Source organism: Halorubrum kocurii JCM 14978 (assembly GCF_000337355.1).
GTDB classification, from domain to species: domain Archaea; phylum Halobacteriota; class Halobacteria; order Halobacteriales; family Haloferacaceae; genus Halorubrum; species Halorubrum kocurii.
On the sequence record NZ_AOJH01000030.1, the window covers coordinates 1 to 23819 of the forward strand.

At 71.0% G+C, this 23819-nt stretch carries 26 protein-coding genes, 1 tRNA gene and 2 pseudogenes; 12 read left to right on the plus strand and 17 right to left on the minus strand.

Annotated features, from left to right (window positions below):
* Both C468_RS03820 and C468_RS03825 read left to right on the plus strand, forming a co-directional pair.
* Positions 1-242 (plus strand): annotated as a pseudogene (locus C468_RS03820) (hypothetical protein); the annotation flags it as partial.
* A gap of 263 nt (positions 243-505) precedes the next feature.
* On the plus strand, positions 506-1888 hold the full coding sequence (locus tag C468_RS03825) for an APC family permease (protein ID WP_008847558.1): 1383 nt from the start codon (positions 506-508) through the stop codon (positions 1886-1888).
* Positions 1889-1990: 102 nt separating this feature from the next.
* Here the strand turns inward: C468_RS03825 and C468_RS03830 are convergent, their stop codons facing one another.
* Both C468_RS03830 and C468_RS03835 read right to left on the minus strand, forming a co-directional pair.
* A complete protein-coding gene (locus C468_RS03830) occupies positions 1991-2698 on the minus strand; it encodes a universal stress protein (RefSeq protein WP_008847559.1) in 708 nt (235 codons plus the stop codon).
* Between the two features lie 39 nt (positions 2699-2737).
* On the minus strand, positions 2738-3505 hold the full coding sequence (locus tag C468_RS03835) for an Lrp/AsnC family transcriptional regulator (RefSeq protein ID WP_008847560.1): 768 nt from the start codon (positions 3503-3505) through the stop codon (positions 2738-2740).
* A 165-nt stretch (positions 3506-3670) separates the two neighbouring features.
* On the opposite strand from C468_RS03835, the gene C468_RS03840 reads away from it, so the two are divergent.
* The 4 genes from C468_RS03840 (at position 3671) to C468_RS03855 (ending at position 6009) form a co-directional block, all read left to right on the plus strand.
* The gene (locus C468_RS03840) at positions 3671-4186 is read left to right on the plus strand and encodes a macro domain-containing protein (protein ID WP_008847561.1); all 516 of its coding nucleotides are present in this window, start codon (positions 3671-3673) and stop codon (positions 4184-4186) included.
* Between the two features lie 289 nt (positions 4187-4475).
* On the plus strand, positions 4476-4769 hold the full coding sequence (locus tag C468_RS03845) for a hypothetical protein (protein WP_008847562.1): 294 nt from the start codon (positions 4476-4478) through the stop codon (positions 4767-4769).
* Complete coding sequence (locus C468_RS03850; RefSeq protein WP_008847563.1) at positions 4766-5044, plus strand: DUF7123 family protein; 279 nt, start codon at positions 4766-4768, stop codon at positions 5042-5044. The genes C468_RS03845 and C468_RS03850 overlap by 4 nt, the downstream gene beginning before the upstream one ends.
* Before the next feature lie 113 nt (positions 5045-5157).
* Positions 5158-6009 (plus strand): SDR family oxidoreductase, encoded by an 852-nt coding sequence (locus C468_RS03855; RefSeq protein WP_008847564.1) that lies wholly within the window; start codon positions 5158-5160, stop codon positions 6007-6009.
* Between the two features lie 143 nt (positions 6010-6152).
* Here the strand turns inward: C468_RS03855 and C468_RS03860 are convergent.
* A tRNA-Val gene (locus tag C468_RS03860) sits at positions 6153-6227 on the minus strand.
* Positions 6228-6311: 84 nt separating this feature from the next.
* Between C468_RS03860 and C468_RS03865 the strand changes: the two genes are divergently transcribed.
* Positions 6312-6818, plus strand: coding sequence for a hypothetical protein (locus C468_RS03865; RefSeq protein WP_008847565.1), 507 nt, complete (start codon positions 6312-6314; stop codon positions 6816-6818).
* A 31-nt stretch (positions 6819-6849) separates the two neighbouring features.
* On the opposite strand, the gene C468_RS03870 is transcribed toward C468_RS03865, so the two are convergent.
* The 5 genes from C468_RS03870 to phoU all read right to left on the minus strand — a co-directional run bounded on the left by C468_RS03870 (position 6850) and on the right by phoU (position 9437).
* Positions 6850-7131, minus strand: a complete 282-nt coding sequence (locus C468_RS03870; protein WP_008847566.1) for a DUF7553 family protein — start codon at positions 7129-7131, stop codon at positions 6850-6852.
* Positions 7132-7323: 192 nt separating this feature from the next.
* Positions 7324-7857 carry a cob(I)yrinic acid a,c-diamide adenosyltransferase gene (locus C468_RS03875; RefSeq protein ID WP_008847567.1) on the minus strand — a complete coding sequence of 178 codons (534 nt, stop codon included), beginning with the start codon at positions 7855-7857 and terminating at the stop codon, positions 7324-7326.
* Complete coding sequence (locus C468_RS03880) at positions 7854-8093, minus strand: glutaredoxin family protein (RefSeq protein WP_008847568.1); 240 nt, start codon at positions 8091-8093, stop codon at positions 7854-7856. Before C468_RS03880 ends, C468_RS03875 begins: the two co-directional genes overlap by 4 nt.
* 100 nt (positions 8094-8193) lie before the next feature.
* The gene (locus C468_RS03885; RefSeq protein ID WP_049911980.1) at positions 8194-8592 is read right to left on the minus strand and encodes an acyl-CoA thioesterase; all 399 of its coding nucleotides are present in this window, start codon (positions 8590-8592) and stop codon (positions 8194-8196) included.
* 170 nt (positions 8593-8762) lie between these two features.
* The gene (gene phoU, locus C468_RS03890) at positions 8763-9437 is read right to left on the minus strand and encodes a phosphate signaling complex protein PhoU (protein WP_008847570.1); all 675 of its coding nucleotides are present in this window, start codon (positions 9435-9437) and stop codon (positions 8763-8765) included.
* Positions 9438-9737: 300 nt separating this feature from the next.
* Between phoU and C468_RS18780 the strand changes: the two genes are divergently transcribed.
* The 4 genes from C468_RS18780 to C468_RS03910 are packed head-to-tail and all read left to right on the plus strand — an operon-like array spanning position 9738 to position 15944.
* The gene (locus tag C468_RS18780) at positions 9738-10556 is read left to right on the plus strand and encodes a hypothetical protein (RefSeq protein ID WP_193788242.1); all 819 of its coding nucleotides are present in this window, start codon (positions 9738-9740) and stop codon (positions 10554-10556) included.
* Complete coding sequence (locus C468_RS03900) at positions 10553-11857, plus strand: hypothetical protein (RefSeq protein WP_049911982.1); 1305 nt, start codon at positions 10553-10555, stop codon at positions 11855-11857. The genes C468_RS18780 and C468_RS03900 overlap by 4 nt, the downstream gene beginning before the upstream one ends.
* Complete coding sequence (locus C468_RS03905; protein ID WP_008847571.1) at positions 11850-15488, plus strand: UvrD-helicase domain-containing protein; 3639 nt, start codon at positions 11850-11852, stop codon at positions 15486-15488. The genes C468_RS03900 and C468_RS03905 overlap by 8 nt, the downstream gene beginning before the upstream one ends.
* Positions 15489-15548: 60 nt before the next feature.
* The gene (locus C468_RS03910) at positions 15549-15944 is read left to right on the plus strand and encodes a thioredoxin family protein (protein ID WP_008847572.1); all 396 of its coding nucleotides are present in this window, start codon (positions 15549-15551) and stop codon (positions 15942-15944) included.
* Positions 15945-16058: 114 nt separating this feature from the next.
* On the opposite strand, the gene C468_RS03915 is transcribed toward C468_RS03910, so the two are convergent.
* The 8 genes and pseudogenes from C468_RS03915 to cofD form a co-directional block, all read right to left on the minus strand.
* Positions 16059-16325, minus strand: a complete 267-nt coding sequence (locus C468_RS03915; RefSeq protein WP_008847573.1) for an elongation factor 1-beta — start codon at positions 16323-16325, stop codon at positions 16059-16061.
* A 2-nt stretch (positions 16326-16327) separates the two neighbouring features.
* Positions 16328-16507: an HVO_2753 family zinc finger protein gene (locus C468_RS03920; RefSeq protein ID WP_004047107.1), complete on the minus strand. Its 180-nt coding sequence runs from the start codon at positions 16505-16507 to the stop codon at positions 16328-16330.
* 84 nt (positions 16508-16591) lie between these two features.
* Positions 16592-17781: pseudogene (locus C468_RS03925) on the minus strand (tripartite tricarboxylate transporter permease).
* A 107-nt stretch (positions 17782-17888) separates the two neighbouring features.
* Positions 17889-18083 (minus strand): 30S ribosomal protein S17e, encoded by a 195-nt coding sequence (locus C468_RS03930; protein ID WP_008007028.1) that lies wholly within the window; start codon positions 18081-18083, stop codon positions 17889-17891.
* 93 nt (positions 18084-18176) lie between these two features.
* On the minus strand, positions 18177-18818 hold the full coding sequence (locus C468_RS03935) for a DUF447 domain-containing protein (protein ID WP_008847574.1): 642 nt from the start codon (positions 18816-18818) through the stop codon (positions 18177-18179).
* Positions 18815-19783: a triphosphoribosyl-dephospho-CoA synthase gene (locus C468_RS03940; RefSeq protein WP_049911990.1), complete on the minus strand. Its 969-nt coding sequence runs from the start codon at positions 19781-19783 to the stop codon at positions 18815-18817. The genes C468_RS03935 and C468_RS03940 overlap by 4 nt, the downstream gene beginning before the upstream one ends.
* On the minus strand, positions 19780-20616 hold the full coding sequence (locus tag C468_RS03945) for a tRNA-dihydrouridine synthase (protein WP_008847576.1): 837 nt from the start codon (positions 20614-20616) through the stop codon (positions 19780-19782). Before C468_RS03945 ends, C468_RS03940 begins: the two co-directional genes overlap by 4 nt.
* Positions 20613-21635, minus strand: coding sequence for a 2-phospho-L-lactate transferase (cofD, locus tag C468_RS03950; RefSeq protein WP_008847577.1), 1023 nt, complete (start codon positions 21633-21635; stop codon positions 20613-20615). The genes C468_RS03945 and cofD overlap by 4 nt, the downstream gene beginning before the upstream one ends.
* A gap of 580 nt (positions 21636-22215) precedes the next feature.
* On the opposite strand from cofD, the gene C468_RS03955 reads away from it, so the two are divergent.
* Positions 22216-22797, plus strand: coding sequence for a cupin domain-containing protein (locus tag C468_RS03955; RefSeq protein WP_008847578.1), 582 nt, complete (start codon positions 22216-22218; stop codon positions 22795-22797).
* Between the two features lie 35 nt (positions 22798-22832).
* Here C468_RS03955 and C468_RS03960 read toward each other — a convergent pair whose 3' ends face one another.
* On the minus strand, positions 22833-23753 hold the full coding sequence (locus C468_RS03960) for an isoaspartyl peptidase/L-asparaginase (protein WP_008847579.1): 921 nt from the start codon (positions 23751-23753) through the stop codon (positions 22833-22835).
* Positions 23754-23819 lie beyond the last annotated feature (66 nt).

Genomic DNA, 23819 nt, shown 5'->3' on the forward strand with positions numbered 1-23819 from the left:
AGAAGGTCGAGGAGACGATGGACGAGAAGGTCGAGGAGACGATGGACGAGAAGGTCGAGGAGACGATGGACGAGAAGGTCGAGGAGACAGTGGGCGAGAAAGTCGAAGAGACGATGGACGAGAAGGTCGAGGAGACAGTGGGCGAGAAAGTCGAAGAGACCGTCGATGAAAAGGTCGAGGAGACTGTCGAAAAGACCGTCGACGAGAAGACATCCGACGAGAAGAAGTCCGACGACTCGTAGCGGCGACTGCCTGACCCACGATTTTTAAACGGCGTCTGATCGCCGGCTCGGAAGCGACTGCTCCCCCGCCCGCCCTGCACGCGTTAGAAGGCGTGGGGAGTAACCTTGGACGACGGTCCTGCTCCGGGTTGGTCTCGCCGTCGCGGTCCCCTCCGTATCGGTTTTAAATGCTCGGCAGCGTTCAGGTATGAACAATCTATTGGCTATAAATTCCGTATTCCGAAGCATACATCAGTATCTAGAGATAATAACGCGATAGAAGCATGGCCGGACACGACTTGGATCGAAGCCTCGGGTTGTACCCGACGATGATGATCAGTATGGGCGCGATGATCGGGAGCGGGATCTTCGTGCTCCCGGCACTGGGTTATAAAAAAGCGGGTCTCGCGGTGATCCTCGCGTACGTGTTGGCCGCGCTCGTCGTGTTGCCGGCGGCGCTGTCGAAAGCCGAAATGGCGACGGCGATGCCGGAGTCCGGCGGGACGTACCTCTACATCGACCGGGCGCTCGGACCGCTGTTCGGGACGATCGCCGGTGTCGGCGCGTGGTTCTCGCTGGTGTTCAAGAGCTCGTTCGCGCTCGTCGGACTCGGCGCGTACCTGCTGCTTTTCGCCCCGCTCTCGCAGGGCGCGGTGGTGTACGTCGCGTTGGCGCTTGCCGTGTTCGTCGTCGCCCTGAACATCTCGGGGACGAAGATGAGCGGCCAGATACAGGCGGTCATCGTCACGCTGGTCGTCGCGGGCCTGCTCGCGTACGTCGTCAACGCCGGCTTCGTCGCCGACACCGGCCGATACACCCCCTTCACGACGGACGGAAGCGGCGGGGTCATCACCGCCGCCGCCTTCGTCTTCGTCTCGTACGCGGGCGTCACGAAGATCGCGAGCGTCGCGGAGGAGGTGAAGGACCCGGGGAAAAACCTCCCGCGCGCGATGCTCGGATCGATGGCCGTCATGACGGTCCTCTACGTCGCCGTCGTGGGCGCGATCATCGGACTCGCCGACCCGGAGGTGTTGAAGACGGGCGGTCCCGACGGGACCGCGTCGCTCACGCCGATGGCCGACGGTGCGGGGGCGCTGCTCGGCGGATTCGGCGTGGTTGTGATCTCTGTGATCGCCGTTATCGCCCTCACGAGTATGGCGAACGCGGGAGTGTTGTCTTCGTCGCGATTCCCCCTCGCGATGAGCCGAGACAGGCTGCTCCCTCCGGCGCTACAGACCATCGACGAGCGGTTCAAAACGCCCCGGAACTCGGTGTTGCTCACCGGAGTTGTGCTGCTGCTGCTCATCGCGTTCGTCCCGGTGATCGAGTTGGCGAAGCTCGCGAGCGCGTTTCAGATCCTCGTCTTCTCGATCATCAACGTCTCCCTGATCGCGTTCCGAGAGGCCGACGTGCCGTCGTACGAACCCGAGTTCACGGCGCCCGGCTACCCGTTCGTTCAGTTGTTCGGCTTCCTCGCGGGACTGGGACTGCTCACGCAGATGGGAACGGTCCCCATCCTCGGGGCGGCCGGGATCATCGCCGGGAGCGCGCTCGTGTACCTCGTCTACGGGCGGTCCAGGACCGATCGGACCGGAGCGGTCGGGTCGATCCTCCGGGCCCGCCGCGGGGAGGAGGACGACGGAATCGCTTCGACGGAACCGGAGTGACCGGCGGAAGTCGCCGGGGCGGCCGGCGGCCGCCGCCGAGCGGAACCCTGGTCGGACCCCTCGACTCGGAAACGGCGCGCGGAGCCGGGGGACTCGGCCCGGTCAGTAGTCCCGGTTGACGACGATCACCGGGTCGCGGGTGTTGTTCGCGATCCGGTCTGGCAGCGTCCCGAACACCCGATCGCCGAGCCGCGACTCGGCCTCGTACATCACGACTGCGTCGTACTCGTCGGCCACGCGCAGAATTTCGTCGTCGTGCTCGTCGCCCTCCGCCACGCGGGTGTCCACCGATTCGGGGTCGAACCCCGCATCGACCAGCTTCTCACGGGTCTCCGCGACGATCCGCTCTCCGCGGTCCCGGGACTCCTCCCCCTCGACGACGTGGAACAGCGTGATGCGCTGCGTGGTGTCCTCGGCGAGAACCCGAATGAACGCGGGAAGGCGGTCGAACTCCGCGACGTCCGGGATCGGAACGAGAATCCGGTCGATCCCGTCGGTCGGGGCGGGGTCGAGCTCCGCTGCGCACTCCTCCTCGACGGCGACCTGCCGGATCGCCGTCTGCCGGTCCTTCCCGAACACCAACCGGGTCCTGACGGTCGCCCCCGCCTCGGCGAACTGGTCCGCGACCTCGTCGAGCGTCGCCCGCGCTTCGTCCTCGAACTGCTCGCGGGCCGACCGGACCGGCGTCTGTTCGGGCAGGTCGTAGTGTCCGAGCACCACGACGTCGAGCGACGACAGGTCGTCGATCAACACCGGCGACAGCGGTTCCGGGTCCGGAAGTTCGATCGGAACGAGGATCGTGTCTCCCATGGGATAAACTCGACCGCCGAGGCTAAAAAGCGGGCGGGGTCAGGGAGCCGCCGAGTCGGCGGGCTCCTCGGACGCGACGAACGCGGCCAGGTGCCCTTCCTCCGACGCGTCCTTCGGGAGCACTGTCACCACGTCGTTCGGCCGGACGGTCGTCTCGTCGGCGGGGTGGATGATCGACCCCTCGCGCTCGATCGACGTCACGACCGTGTCCGCGGAGAGGATCCCCTCGTCACGGGCCTCGGCCGGCGTGAGGCCGACGATCGGCGCCTCGTCCGTCACGCACACCTCGATCACCGCGGTCCCGTCGGCGAGCGTGACGGTGTCGGTGACCACGGGGCGCTCGGCGTCGTCGGAGAGGAACCGCGAGTACGGCGTGTGCAGCTCGGTCTGGAGCAGCTCCTCGTCCTCGATGCGGATGTCGAGGCCCGAGAGCTCTCGGGCGATCTCCCGGAGGTCGCTGGTCTCCTCGCCGACCGCGACCACCTGGAGGTCGCGTCGCCCCGCCATCAACACCCGGACGTTGATCACGCCGGGGATCGACCGCGCCGCCAGCGCCAGTCGTTCTCGCTCGTCGGCCGGAACGGTGCACATGAACACCGACGTGAGGCGGCCGCCAGCCTGCTCGAAGTCGACGATGGCGGTGTACCCGCGGATCACGCCCTCTTCCTCCAACCGCTCGATCCGGTTCCTGACCGTCGCCGGGGACACGTTCAGGTCCTCCGCGATCATCGGTGCCGACGTGTTTCGCGCGTCGGTCATCAGCGCGTGCAGTATCCGACGGTCGATCTCGTCGAGGTGGTGGCTCACGGCCGCTTCCCTCCCGCTCCGGTCGTACGCAGACCGCGCCGTCGAACGGTCGTCATACCGCGACGTAGCCGCCAGACCGTAATATGGCTTACTCACGGCTCCGCTCCGCTTCGCGGACCCCGCCCGGCCGTCAACGTCAACGGCCTGTCGACGAAAGCGCCGCACATGCAGTTCGCCGTGATCCAAGGGGACATCGCCGCACAGCGCGCGGACGCGCTCGTGAACGCCGCCGGAACTAGCCTGCGGATGGGGAGCGGCGTCGTCGGTGCGCTCCGCCGAAACGCCGGCGGGCCGATACACGACGAGGCCGTCTCGAAGGGTCCGGTCGACCTCGGAGGCGTCGCGGTCACCGACGCGTACGACCTCGCCGCCGACCACGTCATCCACGCCGCCGCGATGCCGCACTACGGAGACGGTCGCGCGACGGCCGAGTCCGTCCGCGACGCGGCCCGAAACGCGTTGGAGAAGGCCGACGACCTCGACTGTGAATCGGTCGTCGTACCGGTCCTCGGCACCGGTGCCGCCGGTCTCGACTTCGAGGTGGGGGCCCGGTGCGTCTGCGAGACGATCGGCGCGTACGAGCCGGCGGCGCTGACGGACGCCCGGGTTATCGCGCACTCGGACGCCGAGTTCCGGAGCGCCGCGGCGATCGCAGACCGAGTCCGCGCGGCGGACGAGTGACCGGTTCCGAGCGCGCGCGGTTCGACGCCCGCGGTGAATGCGCCCGCCGCCGGTGGGAATCCGGTGTTTCACCGGCGCCCTTCGAGGCCGAGAGATCCGCCCCCAGATACGTCTTTAGAAGCGCCGATAAATGTTCTAAGAGTATCTGAATTATTTTTAAACGGTCGATAAAACCGGTGAACGATCCAGAAATCACTGCAGCGGTCGTTAATCCGGCTGAACACGGGACAACGCTCTGGCGCTTATATGCGATCGGCGCTCCACGCGTCGAGCGAAGACGGTGTTCCCCATGTCAAGCCAAACGTCCCCCTCATCGATCCAAGCACCGATTCGGATCGGCTCACGCCTGTCGACCGCCTGCCGGACCAAAGCGATCGCGGGCGTCCGCGCCGCGGCGTTCTGGGCCGCGATCGCCCTCCCGCTCGCGTACGTTCCCGCGGCGTCCGGCGCGATGGGCTTCGAGAGCGCGTGGAGCGCGCTCGCGCTCATCGCCGTTCACATGGCGTGCGTCGTGATCGGTCACGAGCACAACAGCCCCTCCACCGACGGTCTCCCCAACGACACCCCCTCCACCGACCCATGAGCACCACCCAACCTCCCGCGCAGACGACCGAGCAGTCCGCTGACCAGTCCACCGAATCGACCGCCTCCAAGGCCGACCGCCTCGCCGCGTTCCTGCGCGAGGAGGCGGCGGACGGCGAGACGTACTTCAAGGCGAAGTTCATCGCCGACGACGTGGACCTCTCCCCGAAGGAGATCGGCGCGCTGATCGTGCAGCTCCAGCGGTCGGCATCGGACCTCGAGATCGAGAAGTGGTCGTACACCGGCGCGACGACGTGGCGCGTCTCGACGGCGTAGCCGCCCCGGGCACGTCTCGACGGCGTAGCCGCCCCGGGCACGTCACGTCCGCACCCCACCGGGCGCGCGACTCGGACACCGGGGATTATCCCTCGGTCGGTCGAAGCTTGACCATGGTACTCGCGGACCCGGACCTCTCAGGTTCGACGGCGTTCATCACCGGAACGACTCGCGGCATCGGCAAACAGATCGCGCTCGCGCTCGCCGACCGCGGCTGCAACGTCGTCTCGACGGGCAAGACGACCGACGACGACGACGCCGAGCTCGACGGCTCGGTCGAGCAGACGGCCCGCGAGGTGCGCGACCGCGGGGTCGAGGCGCTCGCGCTCGAACTCGACCTCCGCGACGAGGCTCGCGTCGCGGCGGTCGTTGAGGAGGCGATCGACCGCTTCGGCGAGGTGGACATCGTCATCAACAACGCGAGCGCCATCCAGCTGGCGAACGTCGCCGACCTGCCCGCCAACCGGTTCGACCTCCTGACCGAGGTGAACGTCCGCGGGACCCACCTCGTCGCGCACGCGTTCGCCGACCACCTGGCGGGGCTCGACGAGGCGTGGCTGCTGTCGAACTCGCCGCCGATCGTGACCGACCGCTCGCCGGGGAAGGCGCCGTACGCGTGGTCGAAGCTCGGGATGTCGTTCATCACGCTCTCGCTCGCCGAGGAGCTGGCGAGCGACGATGTCGGCTGTAACACGTTCTGGCCGGTGACGACCATCGACACCCGCGCGACGCGCTACTTCGGGCTCGGGACCGAGGACGACTGGCGCGCCCCGGAGGTCGTCTCCGACGCGGTCCTCGAGATCCTCGCGCGCGACCCGTCCGAGTGTACGGGCAACAGCTTCTACGACGAGGACCTGCTCCGCGAGGCGGGCGTCACCGACTTCTCGGCGTACAACCTCACCGACGGCGACCCGGCGCCGATGTCCGCGCGGCTGTTCGATCCGGAGTTCGAACGGGAGGCGTGACCGCGTCGCGGTCGCGGAACCGGGGCAGAGCGGATTCGAACGCTGGCGGACTCCCTCCGGTCGTCCGGCGCTTCCTGCCTCGCTCCGCTCGGCGGGCACGCCGACCTATTTTATAGCTCCTTCACGAACGTCAGGAAAGCGGATGGGTTGGGGCGGATTCGAACCGCCGACCTGCTCCGTGTGAAGGAGCCGTCATAACCTGGCTAGACCACCAACCCGCTCGTGTCGACGTATCCGACCTCCGGACTTAAGAGTTACCTTACGGCGAAGATTCATTCGCCGAGCGCCCGAATGGACCCGCCGTGACTCACGAACTCCGCTTCCTCGAACGCCTTCGCCAGCACGCGGCGAGTCTACTCCACCTCCCGCTGTCGGCGATCGGCCTCTACGCGGAGCGAGAGACGCCGCGCGACCAGTACGCGCTCACGCTCCGGGAGCCGTACCCGATCGTCGAGGCGCGGCTCCACCGCCTCGGCTTCGTCCGCAACCTCGTCTCGTCGCTCAAGTTCCGGGACTACGCCGCACCGTCCGAGACATCGATCGCGAGCTGGGTCCGGTACCCCGAGGGCGCGCTCGCGAGCGACCGACAGCTCCACCTCGCGCTGTTCGTCGGGCCGACCCGTGAGACGACAGACGTGTACGCGCACTGGGAGCCCTCGTGGATCCGCCACCCGATCCGACACTACCGCGCGACCGACGTCGACGCCGAAGCGGGGATCGAGCGAGTGCGGAGGCTGTTCGAGCGCGAAGGGATCGAGTACGCGGTGGTGCCGGCGGCCGAGCGGCTCTCCGCCGGTGACGCGCGTTAAAAAGCGACTCGCCGCGTCCGACCCGGCCGCCCTACTCCGCCTTGGCGGCGTCGCGGCCGCGGTATTCGGCGACGCGCTCGCGCGCCGATGCGACCGCCTCGCGGGCTTCGCCCTCCGCGCGCTCCTCCAACTTCTTCAAATCGACCTGTAACTGGTCGAGCCGCGACGGCTCCGGCTCCTCCTCCTCGTCTTCGATGCCGACGAGGTCCTTCACTCGCGCCTCGATCGGCTCGAGCTCCTCTTTCACGCCCGCCTTCGCGTGCTCCGCCGCGCGACCCAGGTAGTACCGTGCGTCTTCGAAGTGTTTGCTCATATCTGTCCTTTGGGATGCGACGGATATATTCTTTGTGGCGTCAGTGCGGGGTCAGATTGGTGTCATCGTCGCTCCGTCGTTGTCGCTTCGTCGGCGTCGCTTCGTCGGCGTCGCCCCGCCGCCGCTTCGGGTCGATCCCTTCGCGCGGCTCCGCGTCGGAAAACTCGGAGGACGGTAACGGACCGACGAGAATCAGTACGAGGGCGACTCCTCGCGCTCGCCGTCGCGCGCGTTCGCGACGCGACCGAGCGTGAACAGCAGGTCGGAGAGCCGGTTGAGGTAGGTGACAACTGCCTCGTTGATCGGCTCCGACCGCGCCAGTTCGACGACCCGGCGCTCCGCCCGCCGGGTCACCGTGCGCGCGTGATGGAGGCGGGCGCCCGCCTCGCCGCCGCCGGGCAGGATGAACGAGCGAAGGGGCTCCAGCTCCTCGTCGAGCGCGTCGATCCGCTCTTCGAGCGTCTCGACATGGCCGAGCTCGACGGCGGGGTCGTCGGGGTCCGGATCCGGGTTCGCCAGGTCCGCCTGCACGATGTGGAGGTGGTTCTGGACCGTTTCGAGGAGGTCGTCGAGGTCGTCGTGGCCGGTCGGGCGCACCGTCCCGAGCAGCGCGTTCGCCTCGTCGACGGTTCCGTACGCCTCGATCCGGGGACTCGCCTTCGACACCCGACTCATGTCCCGGAGGTCGGTGTCGCCCTCGTCGCCGCGTCCGGTGTAGATGGTCATGCGAGGCTCCGCTCGACGTACTCCAGGATGTTCGCGCTCTCCGACATCGTCACGCCGCGCTCCTCATCTATCAGGACGGGAACGCCGCGCTGGCCGCTGACTCGCTTCACCTCGTCGCGGTCGGAGTGGAGCGCGTCGACCCACTCGGTCTCGTACGCGGCGCCGGCCTCGTCGAGCGCCTCGGACACGTCCTCGCAGTAGGGACACCCGTCGAGGGCGTACAGTCGGAGTGACATACCCGATCGATCGGTGCGCGACGGCAAGAAGGTAGGGTGTCGCCGGCGGGAGGGCGGCGTGCGGCAGGGACGGATCGACAAGCTGGCCGACCCTCGACCGTCAGATCCCGTGGTACGACTCGATGGTCGACCGGTGCTCGTCGGGGATGGCGACGGGTTTCCCGGAGTCCGGATCCAGGCTCACGAGGGTCGCCTCGGCCTCGGCGACGACCTCGCCGCCGGTGCGAATCTCGTGGGTCATCGTCACGCTGGAGGTTCCCAGGTCGGCGACCGCGAGCTCGACGGTGACGGACCCGTCGGTCAGCTCGACCGGGCGCCGGAAGTCGACCGACATCGACGCCAACACCGTCGCCAGCGAGGAGATGTCGGCGTCGAGCACGTCCCGGAAGTACTCGGTCCGCGCCTGCTCGATGTACGTCGCGTACACGGCGTTGTTGACGTGCCCCATCGCGTCGATGTCGCGAAAGCGAACGTCGATCTCGGTGGTGTAGGTGTTCACGCCGGTCACTCGTCGGGGCCGCGTATGTAGGCGTCGGGATCGGTCTGTGGGCGGGGAGGAGGGAGGCGGGCGGGGAGGTGACGGAGGTCGGCGGGTGACGGGGGCGGTGACGGACAGATTTCGGAGACCCGTCGAGGCCCGTCGAGGCCCGCGACCCCGAGAGACGGCGGTCAGTACAGCAGCTCGTCGTCGTTCTCGATCATGTACAGCGAGCGCGCCGCGATGTTGACCGCGTGGTCGCCGACGCGTTCGAGGTCCCGGATCGTGAGGAGGAGCCGCGAGACGTTCTGCATCGTCCCTTCCACGTCCTCCTGCTCGCGGAGCTCGTCGCGCTCGATCAGGTCGCGCACGACCAGGTCGCTCGCGGCCTCGCAGGCGGCGTCGATGTCGTCGTCGGCCTCGGCGACCGCGAAACACCGCTCGGGGTCGGACTCGGCGTAGGCGGCCATCGCCTCGTCCAGCATCGCCAGCGTGTCGTCGCCGATGCGCTGCACGTCGACGTCGGGGAACACCTCCTTGTCCGCCTGCTTGGCGTACTCGCCGAGGTTCGTCGCGAGGTCGGCGATCCGCTCGAGGTCCGTAATGATCTTGAACGAGGCGGCGATGAACCGCAGGTCTCCCGCGACCGGCTGTTGGAGGGCGATGAGGTCCGTACACTGCCCCTCCAGTTCGAGGTACAGGTCGTTGATCTCGGCGTCGCCGGCAATGACCTCCTCGCCGAGTTCGCCGTCCTGCTGCTCTAAGGCGTTGAGTCCCATCCGGAGCCGCTCGGCGACGATCTCGCTCATGTACAGCACGTCGTCGCGGAGCCCCTCCAGTTTCGTCTGGTACTGTTCGCGTGGCATCGTGTTGGCGTATCACGCTCACCGGACGTATAAAAACACGTCGCCGATCGAACGTCTACAGATCGCCCGGTCGGCGCGCCGAAACCGACCGAACCGTCACCGTCGCCGACCCCGGTGCGGCCGTGAGGCCCGTCCGCCGCTCACTTATAAACGGACGCTGTCGGTCCGAGCCGTGAGCGGCCGGCCGTCGCGGGCTGCCTCGCGGCCGAGGCGGTTCGGGGCCGAACCGCCTCCGGGACCGACAATGGTTCGAGGGAGGCCGCTGTACGGTCGGATCTGACGAGGAATCGACCCGGACCCATGGACGGAACGCACACACGCGACGACGCAATCCCGGACCGGCTCACGCTTCACGTCGGCGACGAGGAGCGGCTGTTCGAGCGGGCCCGACGCCGTTCGACCCCGACCGAACTCGTCGTCTCTCCCGTCGAACTCCACCAGCGGAACGTCCAGCGCCGGCTCCGCGGGGCGGAGCTGCCGACGGACGCCTTCCGCTTCGTGGACCCGGTGGCGATCGGCGGCCGCGTCTTGGAGGCGGCGGGGCGGTCGACCGCGGCCGTCGATCGGGTCGACCGCCTCTCGCTGATCCGGTCCGTCCTCGAAGCGGCGGGCTCCGACGACCCTCCGGGCCTCTCACTCCCGCCGGGGGCCTCGCCGGGCGACCCGCGGCGCGTCGAGCAGCTGCGCGCCGACGTGGAGTCGATCACCAACTTCCACCCGGAGCGGATCGCCGGCTGGACGGACGCCGCCACCGGCCTCGACGGACCGATCGACGACGAGGCCGCGGAGATCCTCGACGTCGGCCTCGGCGTCGAACGCGCCTTACGGTCCCGGACCGCGGACGCCGTCTCGGAGACGGCGCTCCTGCGTCGGGCGACGCGGTCGATCACGGCGACGGACGGGTCGGCGTGGGACGACGCGTACCCGGCCATCGAACGGCTCACGCTCCTCGGGCTCAGCAGCCTGTCGGCGCCGCACACCGACCTCGTCCACGGGCTGGTGGCCGCCACGCCAGTCGAAGTGCACGTCCACTTCCGGGAGGGGACCGGAGAGTACCTCCGGCGCCGGGTTCCCGACCTGCTCGCCGTCAGCGATCCCGGGGCGGAGGCGTTCGAATGAGGGCAGCAGACCGACTCGCGCTCTCGGCACCGATCGACGCGCCGGACGTGCCGACGGTCGAGATCGCCGCTCCGACGCGCCGGGACGAGGCGCGCAGCGCGCTGGCGGCGGCGGCCGCGCTCCGAGAGGAGGGCGTTCCGGTCAGGGACATCGCGGTCGTCGCCCGCGACCTCGACCCCTACGAGGAGCCGCTGTTCCGGGCGGCGCTCCAGTACGACGTCGCGCCCGTGTTCTGGACCCAGTTCCGCGTGACGCGGACCCGACCGTACGCCCTCGTCGAATCGGTGTGCGAGGCGCTGTCCGGCGACGTCGCGGACCGCGAGACGCTGTTACGGCCGCTCGAACTCCGGTGGTCGCCGGGGGGCTCGGGCGGCGCGCCGACCCCGTCGGGTTCGGCGGACTCCGAAACCCCGTCGGGGGACTGGCCGATCGAACCCCGGGCGGTCCATCGAACGCGGGAGGCCCTCCCGGACGGCCCGCGACCGCTCCCGGAGTGGATCGAGTCGATCGAGTCGACCGAGGACGCGGACGACCGGGTCCGGCGGTTCGCGGAGTGGCTCGACGCCGCCCCGGCGCCGGAGCCGTCGTCGGTCGCCTCGCTGCTCGGCGAGGCGGTGGACGGATACGCCGATCGCGGGCTCCCGGAGACGAAGGCCGCCGATTCGCCGGCGCTGCTCGACACCGAAACGGACGCGCGCGCGGTCGTGCGGGTTCGAACGCTCGTCCGACAGCTCCGACGGAAGCTCGCCGACCGGCTCGACGCGGGGACCCTGGAGCGCTTGTGGGGCGACGTCGCCGAGCTCGTCGGCGAGATCGCCACGCAGCGCCCCGGTCGTCGGGAGCACTCGAACGCCCGCGCGCTCGACGTGTTCGAGGCGAACGACGTCTGGGCGCTCGAGGTCCCCTACGTGATCGCCGTCGGGCTGACGGCCGAGGAGTGGCCGAAGCCGCCGCGGTCCGTGCTGCCGCCGGAGTTCCGGGAGGCGGTCCTCCGGGGGGAGGGGACGACCGGGTCTCTCGCCCCCCAGCCGGCGTGGGTCGGCGGCCGCGACCGCGACCAGTTCGTTGACGCGCTCCGGGCGGCGGGGCGGTGCGTCGTCCTCACCCGACACACCCGGACGCCCGGCGGCGAGGACGCGGCCCGCTCCCCGCTCCTCGATCACCTCGACACGCGGCGAGTCGCCGAGGAGTCCCGGCGACGATTGGTCGGAGCGGACCGAGGGCTCCCGCCGGAACTGCGGGCGGTCGTCGCCGACGAGCCCCGGGGCACCCGCGGGAGTCCGGAGGGAGACCGTGAGTGACGGCGGCGGCGGGGTCGGCGACGGCGACCCCGTCCGGCTGCGAGGCGCACAGGAGGAGATCAGGGAGGCGTACTTCGCGTCAGACAGCGGGCTGTTCACCCTCGACTGCGTGCCGGGGGCCGGCAAATCGGTCGTCGCCCACCACGTCGCCGCGGAGGACGTCCTCCGACGATACGCGGCCGGGGACCCGACCCCGGAGCAACACGTCGCCGTGGTCTCGTTCAACCGCGACGAGGCGGCCGAGATCGTGCCGGCGATCTGCGATCGGCTGCGAGAGCTCGTCGAGCACGACCTCGTCCCCGCCGCGCTCGACGTCTCAGAGGAGGAGCTCCGATACCTCCGACAGCGCGTCCGACAGGCGCCATACGCGGGCACCGTCGACGGACTCCTCCGCGGGATATTCCGGGAGTTCGCCGGCGACATCGGCTTCGACGAGACGCCGTCGGTCGGGAACGACGCGCTCCTGAAGCGGGTCCACCGCGACTGCTACGAGTCGCTCCGCGACGACCCGGGACACGCTCGGCGCCTCCGCGACCTCGAGGCCGCCTACCCCGACGGCGAGTACGACGCCGCTGTCGACGAGATGCTGGCGGACGCCCTGACGTACTGCCGCGACCGGCGCCTCTCGACCGAGGCGTTCCGGTCGGCGCTGGAGCGGACGCGCGATTCGACGTACCCCGGCGGGAGACCCGACTCGTTCGACGACCTCGTCCGATCCGTCGAGCGGTTCGTCGACGGCGAGGAGGCCGGGAACGAGAAGGACGGGAGCGAGGAGGCGGGGAGCGGGAGACCCGGAAGCGGAGACGCTGCCGGCGACGAGCCCGACGCCGGAGCCGGTGACCGCGTCCGCGAGGCGGTGACCGGTTCGGACCGAGAGCGCCTCGTCGGCGCCGACCGCGAGCTGTACGACGCGTGGGGCGCGCGCATCGACGACTTCTGTGCCGCCCTCTCGGCGTACCGGACCCGCTACCGAGACGCCGTCCGGGAGCGCGGCGCCGTCTCGCACACGGACGTCGCGTACCTCGTGGACGCGTACTTCGCCGGGCCGAGCGAGCGACCCGACCTCCCCGAGCCGCTCCGGTCGCTCGACGACTCGCGCCGCGACCGGCTCCGTCGGACCTACCGGTCGCGGATCCGGAGCCTGGTCATCGACGAGGCGCAGGACGTCTCGGCCGTCCAGCACGCCGCGCTCTCGCACCTCGTGACGGGCGACGCGCGCGTGTTCGCCTGCGGCGACGTCCGACAGGGGATCTACCTGTGGCGGCACGCCGACCCGCGGTGGTTCGCCGCCGCGACGACCGAGGGGACGTACCTCGGCGTGGACTGGGACACCCACGAGAACCGGACCGCGACAGCGACCTACCGGTGCGTGCCCGACGTCGCCGCGGCGATAAACGCGGTCGCCGAGCCGATGTTTACCGACCCGGCCTGCGGGGGCCTCGGGGACCTCAACGCCGGGTACCCGCGGTTGGACGCGGCCCGCGACGGCGGCGACGACCCGGCGGTCCACGTCTCCTCGTTCGCCGGGGTCGGCCGCCCCGGCTCCGCGACGTGGGCGAACCCCGACGGCGAGGCCGGGGAGGCGAACATGCTCGCGACCCACGTCTCGCGGGGGCTCGCCGACGGAACGTTCCGCGACGAGGACGGCGACCCGCTCGGCGTCACGGTGCTGTTCCGCCGCGGGACGCGGATGCCGGAGTACGAGGCGGCGTTCACCGCCGAGGGGCTCCGGGTCCGGACCTCGACCGACGGGCTGTTCGACTGCCCCGCCGTCGAGACGACGCTCGCCGTCGTCGAGTGGCTGATCGCGCCGGCCTCTCCCCGACGCACCGCCGAACTCCTCACCGAGTCACCGCTCTGCGACGCCGTCGACGCCTCCCCCGTCGAGGCGGGGTCGTGGGACCTCGACCGCGTCCTCGACGACGGTCGGGCCGACCTCACGGACGCGCAGCGAGAGGTTCTCCGCGGGCTCGTCCGGCTCCGCGACCGAAGCGACGGGTTCGGCCGGCTCCCGGCGAGCGTCTCCGTCGAGGAGGTCATCGAGGCGCTCGCGCTGCGGGCCGACCCGAACGAGTGCGTCCCAGAGGTCGACCCGGCCCAGCGGGTCGCGAACCTGGACGCCCTCGTCGAGACGGTGTCCGAGTGGGAGGGCGACGGTCGCTCCTCGGCGTCGGAGCTCGTCGACCTCGCGGAACCGTTCCGGGAGGACCCCGGCATCGGGCCGAAGCAGCCGAGCGCGGCCGGGGCCGCGTACGACGTCGCGTTCCGCACGGTCCATCGGGCCAAGGGGGATCAGGACGACGTGGTCGTCGTCGCCGACCCCGGGTTCGACGTCTGGTCCCGCGGCCCCCACGCCCGCCGATTCGTCGCACAGGGGGCGGTCGCGGGGCTCGCCCCGCCGGCGAACACGGACGTGCCCGGCGACGTCCCCGTCCCGCCGTTCGAGGGCGGGCTGTACGACGCCGGCGACGGGTGGGGCCGCGACGCCGGGCTCCGCTGGGCGACGGCTCGCTGGCGGGACTCGGCGGGCGACGCCGCGCCCGACGACGCGCTCGTCGGCCCGGACCGCCTTCGCCGCGTCGCCGAAAACGAGCGCGCTGAGGCGTGGCGGCTGCTGTACGTCGCGCTGACCCGGGCGCGCGATCACCTCGTCGTGCCGCTCCCCCGCTCGGACGCGGGGGCGGACCAGACCCGGGACCGGTGGCTTGATGCGATCCGCGACGGGCTGTCGTTCCCGCGCGGCGGGACCGGCTCCTACGAGCTGCCGCTCGACGCGGATCCGAACCGCAAGGCGATCGCGGTCGGCGTCAACGACGTCGACCTGTTCGCCCGGCCCGATCGCCCGACCCCGCGAACGGGACGCGATCACGTCGCCGAGGCCCCGCCGCGGCGCAATCGGCTCGATCCGTGGGTCCCCCGATTCCTGAGCCCCAGCACGATGTACCCGCTGACGGAGGACGTCGACCGGTACGCGCTCGCCCACCTGTTGGGCGAGCCGCTGCACACGACGACGAACGCGGTCTCCGGCGACCTCCCCCTGCCCTTCGACCGACTCGGCCCCGAGGAGGTGGGGACGTGCCTCCACGACGCGCTCACGGAACTCGTCGTCCGCGGCGTCGACGAGCGCGCGATCCGAACGGCGGGGCCCGAGGTGCGCGCGGCGTTCGACGAGGCCGCGAACGCGGTTCAGAAACCGGTCGAGGGGGCCGAACGCGAGGGGATGTTCGCCTTCTTCGAGCGCGTCCTCGACGACTTCCTCGGCTCCGACCTCTGGGAGCGGATCGCGGACCCGACGACCGCGGTCGGGGTCGAGCGACCGCTGGACGGACTGGCAGAGGTCGGCGGTCTCGAGGTCGAGATCCACGGGCGGGCGGACTTCGTCGTCGAGTACCCGACCGGGGAGCGGTTCGTGACCGACGTGAAGGTCGCCCTCGCAGAGCCGACGCCCGAGACGCGACGGCGGTACGAGCTCCAGATCGCGGCGTACGCGTTCCTCGCGGGACAGCGCGGCGGGTCGGACGCGACCGTCCGCCGCACCGTCGAGACGTTCGGCGTCGCGACCGAGACCACGACGGCCTCCTGGCCCACCGACACCGTCCACCGGCGGCTGCGACGGCTCCTCGACCGCTGAGGCCGGTTTCGTCGCGCTCCCGACGCGAGCCTTTATCACCGCTCGACGACAATAGTGTGTATGGAATCCAAGACCGAACCCGAGAACTCCGGGTCGGGTGACGGCGCCTCCGCGAGCGACGCGTCTGCGGACGTCCGCCGACCGGTGTCGCTCGAGGACGAAGCCGCGCTCGACGCGTTCGTCGCCGACGCGGACGCCGCCGTGGTTGAGTTTTACACGGACGGCTGCGGCATCTGCGCGAGCATGGAGCCCGTCCTCGGCAACGTCGCTCGCGAGCTGGACCTCGCCGTCGCCACGGTGAACCCCCGCGACGACCCGCCCCTCGTCGAGCGGTTCGACGTTCGCAGCGTCCCGCTGTTCGTGCTGTTCGTCGACGGCGAGCCCGTCGCGCGGCGCGCCGAGGGGTTCATCCCGGGCGACGACCTCTCCGAGTGGATCGAAGACAACGTCGCGTAACCGAGCGATCGGATCGCGGACCTCCGTCCACGGGAACGGGACGGCTGCCGCTCTCCGGTATCGGAACGATCGAGCGTTAAAAAATCGCTTCTCTCTCGCCGGCGGCGAGCTCGCCTAGAGGCGACCGACGTTCTCGACGGCGACGGACTCGACGCCGTCCACTTCGGTGAACGCCTCTTCGACGGCCTCGGTGCCGCCCGCGCCGTCGGGGACGATGACGGTGGGAAGGAGGGCGACGAGGCCGAACGCGACGTCGTCGCGCTGGAAGCCGCGGATCTTCGCGCCCTGCGGGAGCGACTCCTCCAGTCGGTCCTGCAGGTCGTCGAGGTCGACGTCGGGGCTGTTCGGCATGACCTTGATCTTGGCGGCGACGTCTCCCATTGTCAGGGCCCTCGGAAGCCGCAGTCGGGACACTCGTAGAGGTTGCTCTGCTTCCGGCACTTGGCGCACCGGTGGATCGTCTCCCCGCAGTCGGGACAGGAGAACCGCGCGGCGTTCATCCCGGCCACCTGGATGCCACAGGAGACACACTGCCGGGTGCCCTGCGTTTCACTCTCGCTCATACACTGAACCACCACCGCGCGACTTTTAACCGTTGTTCTTTGCCCTCGCCCTCCGTACGGCCGATTGCGACGCGATACCGCGGATCACCCGACGATGAGCGGCCCGATCAACACCCCCATCAGGTGGACCCGCCGCGCGCCGACCCGCGGTGGGACGAGCCCGAGCGCGCCGGCCACGACGAACGCCCCGACCCCGAACGCTCCCGCGAAGGCGAACGAGAGCCCAGCGAGCAGCCCCAGTACGCCAACGGAGAGCCGCGTGTAGTCCGCGTTCCCGACGACGCGGAGGTAGGCGTCGCCGACCAGCAACACGAGCGCGAACCCGCACGCCGCGGCGGTCGCGGCCGCGACGAGCAGGATCGGGAGCGCGAAGGGGACCTCGGCGCGGTCGATCGCGACGGTGACCCCCGTCCGCGGCGTGCCGAGCGCGACGAGCGCGAACAGCGCGAATATCGTGTTGGCCGTGTTCGCGCCGCTCGTGGCGACGACGAACCCGCGGTCCGACTCGTCGCGCGGGACCGCCGGCAGCGCCGCGACCGCGGCGATGGCCGCGGAGACGCCCGGGACGTACCCGACGACCGCGCCCGCGAGCGACCCGCCGCCCGCGCTGACGCCGAGCCCGCGGCGGCTCATCGCGATCCGGGCGTCGGCCTGCGGCGGCACGCCCCCGCCGCCCATCGCGTCGACGAGCACCGGTGCGCCGAACAGCCCGGCGAACAGCGGCACGAGGACCCCGCCGGCGTCGAGGGGCGCCGCCGGGTCGGCGTCGAGCGTCGCGAGCCCGAGCGCGGCGCTCGCGAGGAAGGCGACGAGCCCTCCGAGCGCGGCCCGTTTCGAGGATTCGGTGACCACGAGGAAGGCGACGACTGCGCCCAGAAGCAGCGGGAGGTGTTCCCGAACGACGGGGTAGCCCCGCATCATCAGCCACGTGATCGGGACCGCCAGCGGGACGGCGAGCGCGACCGCCAGGCCGGATCCGACCGCGGACAGTCTGACCGCCTCGCGGCCGCGACCGGCGACCACGNCCTCGCGCCATCAGAGATGTGTATAAGAGACAGGGAGTGGACCACGCCCGCGCCGAGCATCGCGACGCCGACGAGCAGCGGGTCGGCGGATATCGAGGGCGCGACCCCGGCCAACAGGAGGGCGAAGTTGTTGGCGTGGAGCCCCGGGACCAGCCCGCTCGCGGTCCCGAGCGCGACGCCCCCGCACAGGAACGCCAGCGCCGCTGCCGCGAACCCCGGATCGACGACGGGTCGGACCAGCGCGTCCATCGCGACGAGGTGGCCGCGGCTCCCCCGATAAACGTGGGGAGGCGGTCAATGAGACCGAGCGCCGCGGCTCGGAGAGAGCGAAACGAACGGTCGAAAACTCGGTCCAGTTAGGCTTTCTGCGCCGCCTGCGCCTTCTTCTGGGTGACGTAGCCGGCGATCCGGTTGCGGACGCCCTTCGACTCGACGGTCGTCAGCGCGGTGACGCTCTCCTTGTTCGTCTCGAAGTCCGTGTTGAACGAGTCGGGGTACCGCTCAAGCAGGACGTTCCCGAGCTGCTTGATGTACTTGGGTTTGATGGCCATACCGAGCGATACCGCCGGGCCGAACTAAAAGGGTTCGTTACGCCGCGAGCGGGCCGCAGGCGCGCTCGCGTCGACCGCCTTCTCGGTCGACAGTCACCTCTCGTCACTCTCTGCCCGCTCACGCCACCCCGTCGCCTCGTCGATCGCGGCGAACGCCTCGCGCTCGGCCGGCCCGCCGCACCGCTCGACCACGTCCGCGAAGTACCGGAGCCGGTCGAGGAGCTCCCCCGTGTCGAACCCCGTCACGTCCAGTCTGGAGGCCGCCACCGTCGCGTCGACGACCGCGCCGAACCCCCGGTTCACCGTCGGGACGCGCTCGCTCACGACCGCCTGCTCGACCGGGTCGAGCGCCCACGTCCGGACCGTCGTGTCGCCCTCGACCTCGCTCCCGACCTCTTCGGCCGTCACCTCGACCCACGCGTCGGCGCTCGGGAGGACGGGGTCGTCGACCTCCCGGACCGTCAGCGCGGCGTCGACGAACGTCCGCGGGTCGGTCGTGAACTGTACGACGCCGCCGCCGCGCTCCGCGAAGTTCCGCCACGTTCTGGTGCGCCCGTAGGTCCGCGCGGTGACGGGGGCGCCCGGGTCGTCCGGCGCGTGAAGCCCGAGCGCCGCGACGTTCCAGCGGTCGTTCGGCCCCAGCGTCGTCACGACCGACTCGGTGACGCCGCGGAGCGCGACCGGCCAGCCGGGGGGCGTGACGGCGTCGCCGTCATCGCGGTCGGGGGCGCTCACGGCGCCACCTCCGCCCCGCGTCGGAGGGCCACGTACAGCGCCGCGCAGGTGAGATCGGCGGTCGTCCCGGGGTTTATTTCCTCGTCGACGAACGCGGTCGCCAGCTCCTCCGCGGCGCCGAGGTCGGCCGCACGGACCGCGGCGGCGTCGACGGCGTCGACGCCGGCGAGGGCGTCGGGGGGCGCGCCGGCGCCGCCGAGCAGCGCGGCGGCTCGCTCGCTGGCCTCGCGGGCGGTCTCCGGGCCGCGGTTCGCCGCGACCAGCGTGTCTGGCTCGGCGGCGAGCAGCCCGAGGAACGCCCGGGCCGCGCGGTCGGTCAGGGGGCCCTCGTCGCTCAGGATCCACTCGGCCGCGCGGAACGTCCGCGGAAATCCCTCGACCCACTCCCGCGCGTTGCGGTCGGGGACTCGGTCCGGGTCGCCGCGGTCGTCGTCGCCGCCGAGACCGGCCGAAAGCGCCATCACGTCCCGGAGCGTCGCCTCCCGCTCCCGGAGCGCGGGCGCCGCGTCGCTCCCGCGACGCACGTCGAGGTCGGCGGCGTCCGCCGGCGGGTCGGCGACCGCGACGTCGACGTGCTCGAAGGCCCGGTAGAACGCCACCGCGTCGTCGACGGTCGTCTCTCGGGCGACCCGTTCGACGCCCGCCGGGGCGAGGTCGCCGCCCGGCTCCTCGGCCTCGGCGCTCGCCCGCACCAGCGGAACGAGCAGGAGCAGGCAGCCGAACTGGGTGTTCGTCCCGGCTCGCGCCGCCATCCCCGAGACGCCGCGCTCGAAGGCGCGGCCGACCCCGGTCGTCCCGTCCGCGGCCAGTTCGAGGCCCTCGCGGGCGCCGACCGCCCCGCCGAGGAACGCCTCGAACCTGAGGCCGTCGAGGTCCCGGTGCCGGTCGACGTTGCCGGGCTTCGGCGTTCCGGCCACCTCCAGCAGGAGCGCGAGCGTCGCGTCGTCGACGGGAGTCGACGTCACGGCGGCGCCTCCGGCGGAGCCCCCGAGCCCGCTCCGAGCAGTTCCCCCTCCCGCCACGCCGCCACCGCGTCGGCGACGCGGGACAGGGCCGGCGGGCGCTCGCTCGGCCGGCCGACGCTCACGGCGTCCGCGCCGTGCGCGGCGTACTCCGCGACGGTCTCCCTCCCTCGAACGCCGTTGTTGGCGATCACCGTGAGCCCGCCTCTGGGGCGCTCGGTCCCGGTCTTCGCTCTGCCGGCGGTGAGTTCGCCGACGACCGACTCCGAGTCCATCGCGTCGACGTGGAGCCAGTCGGCGCCCGCGGCCGCGACCGCGTCCGCGACGGCGACGAGATCGACGCCGGGGACCTCGGCGCGGACCTTCACGCTCGTCGTCGCGCCGGTCTCGGCGGCGGCGGCCACGTACTCGGTCAGCCGGTCGGCGTCTCGGAGGAGCGACTCGCCGCACCCGACCGCGCGGAGCTCGGGCTGTCGGCAGTGCGCGTTCACCTCGCAGACCGCGCCGCGCTCGGCGCAGAGCGCCGCCGCCTCGCGGACCGGGTCGACGGTCGCGCTCCGGACGTTGACGCCGGCATAGACGGGGGTGTCGGCGAGCAGGCCGAGTTGGCGGTCGATCCACGCGATCGGGTCCGCGGGGAGGAACTCCGAGCGGTCGCGGGCGACGAGGTCCCGCGCGGCGGCCCGGCTCGCCGGGTCGAGGGCGATCCCCCCGACCACCGCGGCGTCGACGTGCGGGGCGGCGGCGCGCGCCCAGTCGGCGTCGGCCGCGCCGCTGAGGCTGGCCGCGACGAGGAACGGGGTCGGTGGCGGGACCCCCTCGCCGGTCCCCGTCACTCCGCCACCTCCGCGTCGGAACCCGTCACCGCCGCTAGCGCGCGCTCGCAGGCGCGGGCGACGCGCTCGGCGTCGTCGGCGTCGTCGATGCGGGTGTCGGTGCGTTCGACCCGACGGTCGCGAAGCTCGGTCGGGTCGTCGTCGTCGAGGACGAACGCGTCCGCGAACGGGTACGCGTCGGCGACGCCCGCGGTCGAGGGCTCGTACCCGACGCCCGCCATCAGCTCGGCGGCGGGGCCCGAGAAGACCTCGTCGCCCACGAACGGCGAGACGGCGACTACGGGCGTCGCCGCCAGCGCCGCCTCGACGCCCGGCGGGGCGAGTATCGGGCCGACGCTCGTCACGGGGTTGGAGGGGCCGACCACCACGGGCTCGTCGAGCGCCTCGCGGACGGCGGCGGTCGGCTCCGCGTCCGCCGCGCCCCGGAACTCCACGTCGTCGACCGCCGGCTCGCCCCGGCGCGCGACCCAGTACTCCTGGAAGTGGATCGTCTCGCCCGCCTCCGTGTGGATCAGCGTCGCGACCGGGTCGTCGGACATCGGGAGGAGGTCGACCTCGAGGCCGAAGGCGTCCGCGAGGACTCGGGTCGCCTCGGTGAGCGTGCGCCCCTCGTCGAGCAGGCTCGTGCGCGTGACGTGGACCGCGCGGTCGCGGTCGCCGATCTCCATGAACTCGCCGACGCCCGAGAAGCGCCGCCAGCGGGCGATCTCGCGGCCCGCCGTCTGCGCGGCGTCGTCGAGGTACCGGGGGGCCGTCTCGAGTCCGACCTCGTCGGCGAGCCGGCGCAGCTCCTCGTGAGTCGCCGTCGTGTCGTCTGCGATCCCCCACCACGTCTCGCGGTCGAGGACGCCGCCGCCGGCGAACAGCACGGTGTCGAGGTCGGGGCAGACGAGGTGGCCGCCGAGTTCGACGTCGTCGCCGGTGTTGGCGACGACCGCGATCTCCGATGGGTCCCACACGCGGGTCGCCCCGTCGAGGAGCTTCGGCGTCCCCGTGCCGCCGGCGAGGAACGTGACCATACCGGCGCAAGGCGGCGGGCGGATTTGTATCCTCGCCTCCGCGGGCGACGAGGCGGATCGGAGTGGACGCAGCGGATTTATTTATAAATGATCGGCGATGCTCAGTCGATCTTTCCGGATGGCGCGCTCCGGCGAGCGGCCCGCAGGGCCGCGAGCCGACGGCGCGAGGNGCGCGAGCAGCCCGCACGAGGGAGTCGGTCGCCCGGAGCAACGCGGAGGGCGACCGACGAGGCTGGGGAGGGGTGAGGTGCGGTTGCGGTCGTGGGTGGGTGGGACACAAAGGGGCAGTCGCGAGGCGGGCGCAGGCGATGTAAGCACCGCAAAGAGCGAGTAAAACGAGCGACTGAGGAGCGCAGCGAGCGTGCGCCCGCCTCGCGACTGGGGCTTTGGAGGCGTTCGCCGTCGATCGACAGTCACCCATTTATAAGCGAGCGACTGGGGCTTTGGAGGCGTTCGCCGTCGATCCGCGGTTAGCCGTATATCACTGGACGTTTGCATTTCAAACATCTCGCAGCAGAAAGCACGAGTGAGATGCTAGCAAGGTCGTGCGTATTTACCGCTCTACGTCCGTACTGGTGGCATGAAAAAAGTCGCTATCAACAACGTAGAGGCTCACGCCGTTGGCGAAGATAGCGCTCGACGGGGGTTATCAGAGCCCTTAGAGACGACCGATATCGCACTCAACCACTACCGGCTTGCTCCCGGTGAGGGGTTTCCCGGAGGGCTTCACGCCCACATGGATCAAGAAGAGGTGTTTGTCGTCCTGAAAGGAGAGGCGACCTTCGAGACGCTGGACGGCGAGGTCACCGTCGGTGAACGGGAAGCGATTCGGTTCTCTCCCCGCGAATTCCAATCGGGCAAGAACAACGCGGATCGCGAACTCATCGCGGTTGCGATGGGCGGACCCCGCGATAGCGAGGATATCCGAATCCCCGTAGCGTGTCCCGACTGCGAGCATGACACCCTGCGCTTCCAGACGCGTGATGATGAACTCACGTTCGTCTGCCCGGACTGTGACGCTGAGCACGTTCCGCGAAACTGTCCGGAGTGCGGCGATCCCGACCTGCGCGTCACTCTGGACGAGACGACCCACACGGTCGTCGTCTGTCAGGGATGCGGTGCCGAATTCGAGACCCCCCCGCTACAGAGCGAACTCGACTGATCGCCGGTATCCTCCGAAACCACCACCGCACGCGACTACTTATAAGCGATGCTCGTCTGCATCCCGTCCGTGTTAAACGCGCTCCCGGCACCCTCCGTCCCGAGGACGATCACGCCAGCACCCGATCCGGTGATCGCCTCGAACTCGTCGATCGCTCGCTCGGCCGCCGCCTGCGCGCCGACCCCGTCGTCGAGATACCCCACGGCCCGCCGCGAGAGCGTCACGCGGGCGATGTCCTCGCCGGCGCCGGTCGCGCTCGCCCCGCCGGCCTCGGTACAGAAGAAGCCGGAGCCGACCTGCGGCACGTCGCCGACGCGGCCCGCGAGCGCGAACGACCGGCCGCCCGTGGAGGTCGCCGCGGCGAACGTCTCGCCGTCGGTCGCGACCGCGCCGACCGTGTCGTGGTCGGGCGCGTCGCGCTTCCCGTCGTCCCCCTCCCCGCTGTCCGCCGACCGCTCCCCCGCCTGATCGTCGCCCGACCCGAACCGCGTCGCGAGCCAGTCGAGGTGCTCGCGGGGGCCGCCTCCCGGCGGGTCCTCGTCCTCGTACCGCTCGCGCTTCTCGTCGGTGAGCAGGTCGACGCCCGTCTCGACGCCGAACTCGTCGGCCAGATCGACCGCGTGCTCGCCGGAGACGAAGATGTGCGGCGTCTCGGAGTGGACGACGCGGGCGACGCTCGCCGCGTGCTCGACGCCCGGCATCGAGCAGGCCGCGCCGACCTCGCGGTCCGAGGTCATCACGCCGGCGTCGGTGCGGACGACGCCGTCGGACTGGACCGCGCCGCCGACGCCGGCGTTGAACCGCGGGCTCGACTCGAGGACGCCGAGCGCCGCCTCGACCGCGTCGAGCGGCGTGTCGGCGTCGACGCCGCGGCGGGTCGCCTCGTCGAGCGTCGCCTGTCTGGAGTCCGGCTCGTCGGGGCGTCCCCCGGCGCCGCCGTGAGCGATGACGCGCATACGCCGGAGTCGCGCGGCGCCCAGATAAGCGCCCGGAAAGCGGTGGAACCGATCCGCCTCCCTCGC

Coding starts and splice junctions, on each gene's coding strand:
- C468_RS03825 (WP_008847558.1), top strand. CDS start 506: ATGGCCGGACACGACTTGGATCGAAGCCTCGGGTTGTACCCGACGATG.
- C468_RS03830 (WP_008847559.1), bottom strand. CDS start 2,698: ATGGGAGACACGATCCTCGTTCCGATCGAACTTCCGGACCCGGAACCG.
- C468_RS03840 (WP_008847561.1), top strand. CDS start 3,671: ATGCAGTTCGCCGTGATCCAAGGGGACATCGCCGCACAGCGCGCGGAC.
- C468_RS03845 (WP_008847562.1), top strand. CDS start 4,476: ATGTCAAGCCAAACGTCCCCCTCATCGATCCAAGCACCGATTCGGATC.
- C468_RS03850 (WP_008847563.1), top strand. CDS start 4,766: ATGAGCACCACCCAACCTCCCGCGCAGACGACCGAGCAGTCCGCTGAC.
- C468_RS03855 (WP_008847564.1), top strand. CDS start 5,158: ATGGTACTCGCGGACCCGGACCTCTCAGGTTCGACGGCGTTCATCACC.
- C468_RS03870 (WP_008847566.1), bottom strand. CDS start 7,131: ATGAGCAAACACTTCGAAGACGCACGGTACTACCTGGGTCGCGCGGCG.
- C468_RS03875 (WP_008847567.1), bottom strand. CDS start 7,857: ATGACCATCTACACCGGACGCGGCGACGAGGGCGACACCGACCTCCGG.
- C468_RS03880 (WP_008847568.1), bottom strand. CDS start 8,093: ATGTCACTCCGACTGTACGCCCTCGACGGGTGTCCCTACTGCGAGGAC.
- phoU (WP_008847570.1), bottom strand. CDS start 9,437: ATGCCACGCGAACAGTACCAGACGAAACTGGAGGGGCTCCGCGACGAC.
- C468_RS18780 (WP_193788242.1), top strand. CDS start 9,738: ATGGACGGAACGCACACACGCGACGACGCAATCCCGGACCGGCTCACG.
- C468_RS03900 (WP_049911982.1), top strand. CDS start 10,553: ATGAGGGCAGCAGACCGACTCGCGCTCTCGGCACCGATCGACGCGCCG.
- C468_RS03910 (WP_008847572.1), top strand. CDS start 15,549: ATGGAATCCAAGACCGAACCCGAGAACTCCGGGTCGGGTGACGGCGCC.
- C468_RS03915 (WP_008847573.1), bottom strand. CDS start 16,325: ATGGGAGACGTCGCCGCCAAGATCAAGGTCATGCCGAACAGCCCCGAC.
- C468_RS03920 (WP_004047107.1), bottom strand. CDS start 16,507: ATGAGCGAGAGTGAAACGCAGGGCACCCGGCAGTGTGTCTCCTGTGGC.
- C468_RS03930 (WP_008007028.1), bottom strand. CDS start 18,083: ATGGCCATCAAACCCAAGTACATCAAGCAGCTCGGGAACGTCCTGCTT.
- cofD (WP_008847577.1), bottom strand. CDS start 21,635: ATGGTCACGTTCCTCGCCGGCGGCACGGGGACGCCGAAGCTCCTCGAC.
- C468_RS03955 (WP_008847578.1), top strand. CDS start 22,216: ATGAAAAAAGTCGCTATCAACAACGTAGAGGCTCACGCCGTTGGCGAA.
- C468_RS03960 (WP_008847579.1), bottom strand. CDS start 23,753: ATGCGCGTCATCGCTCACGGCGGCGCCGGGGGACGCCCCGACGAGCCG.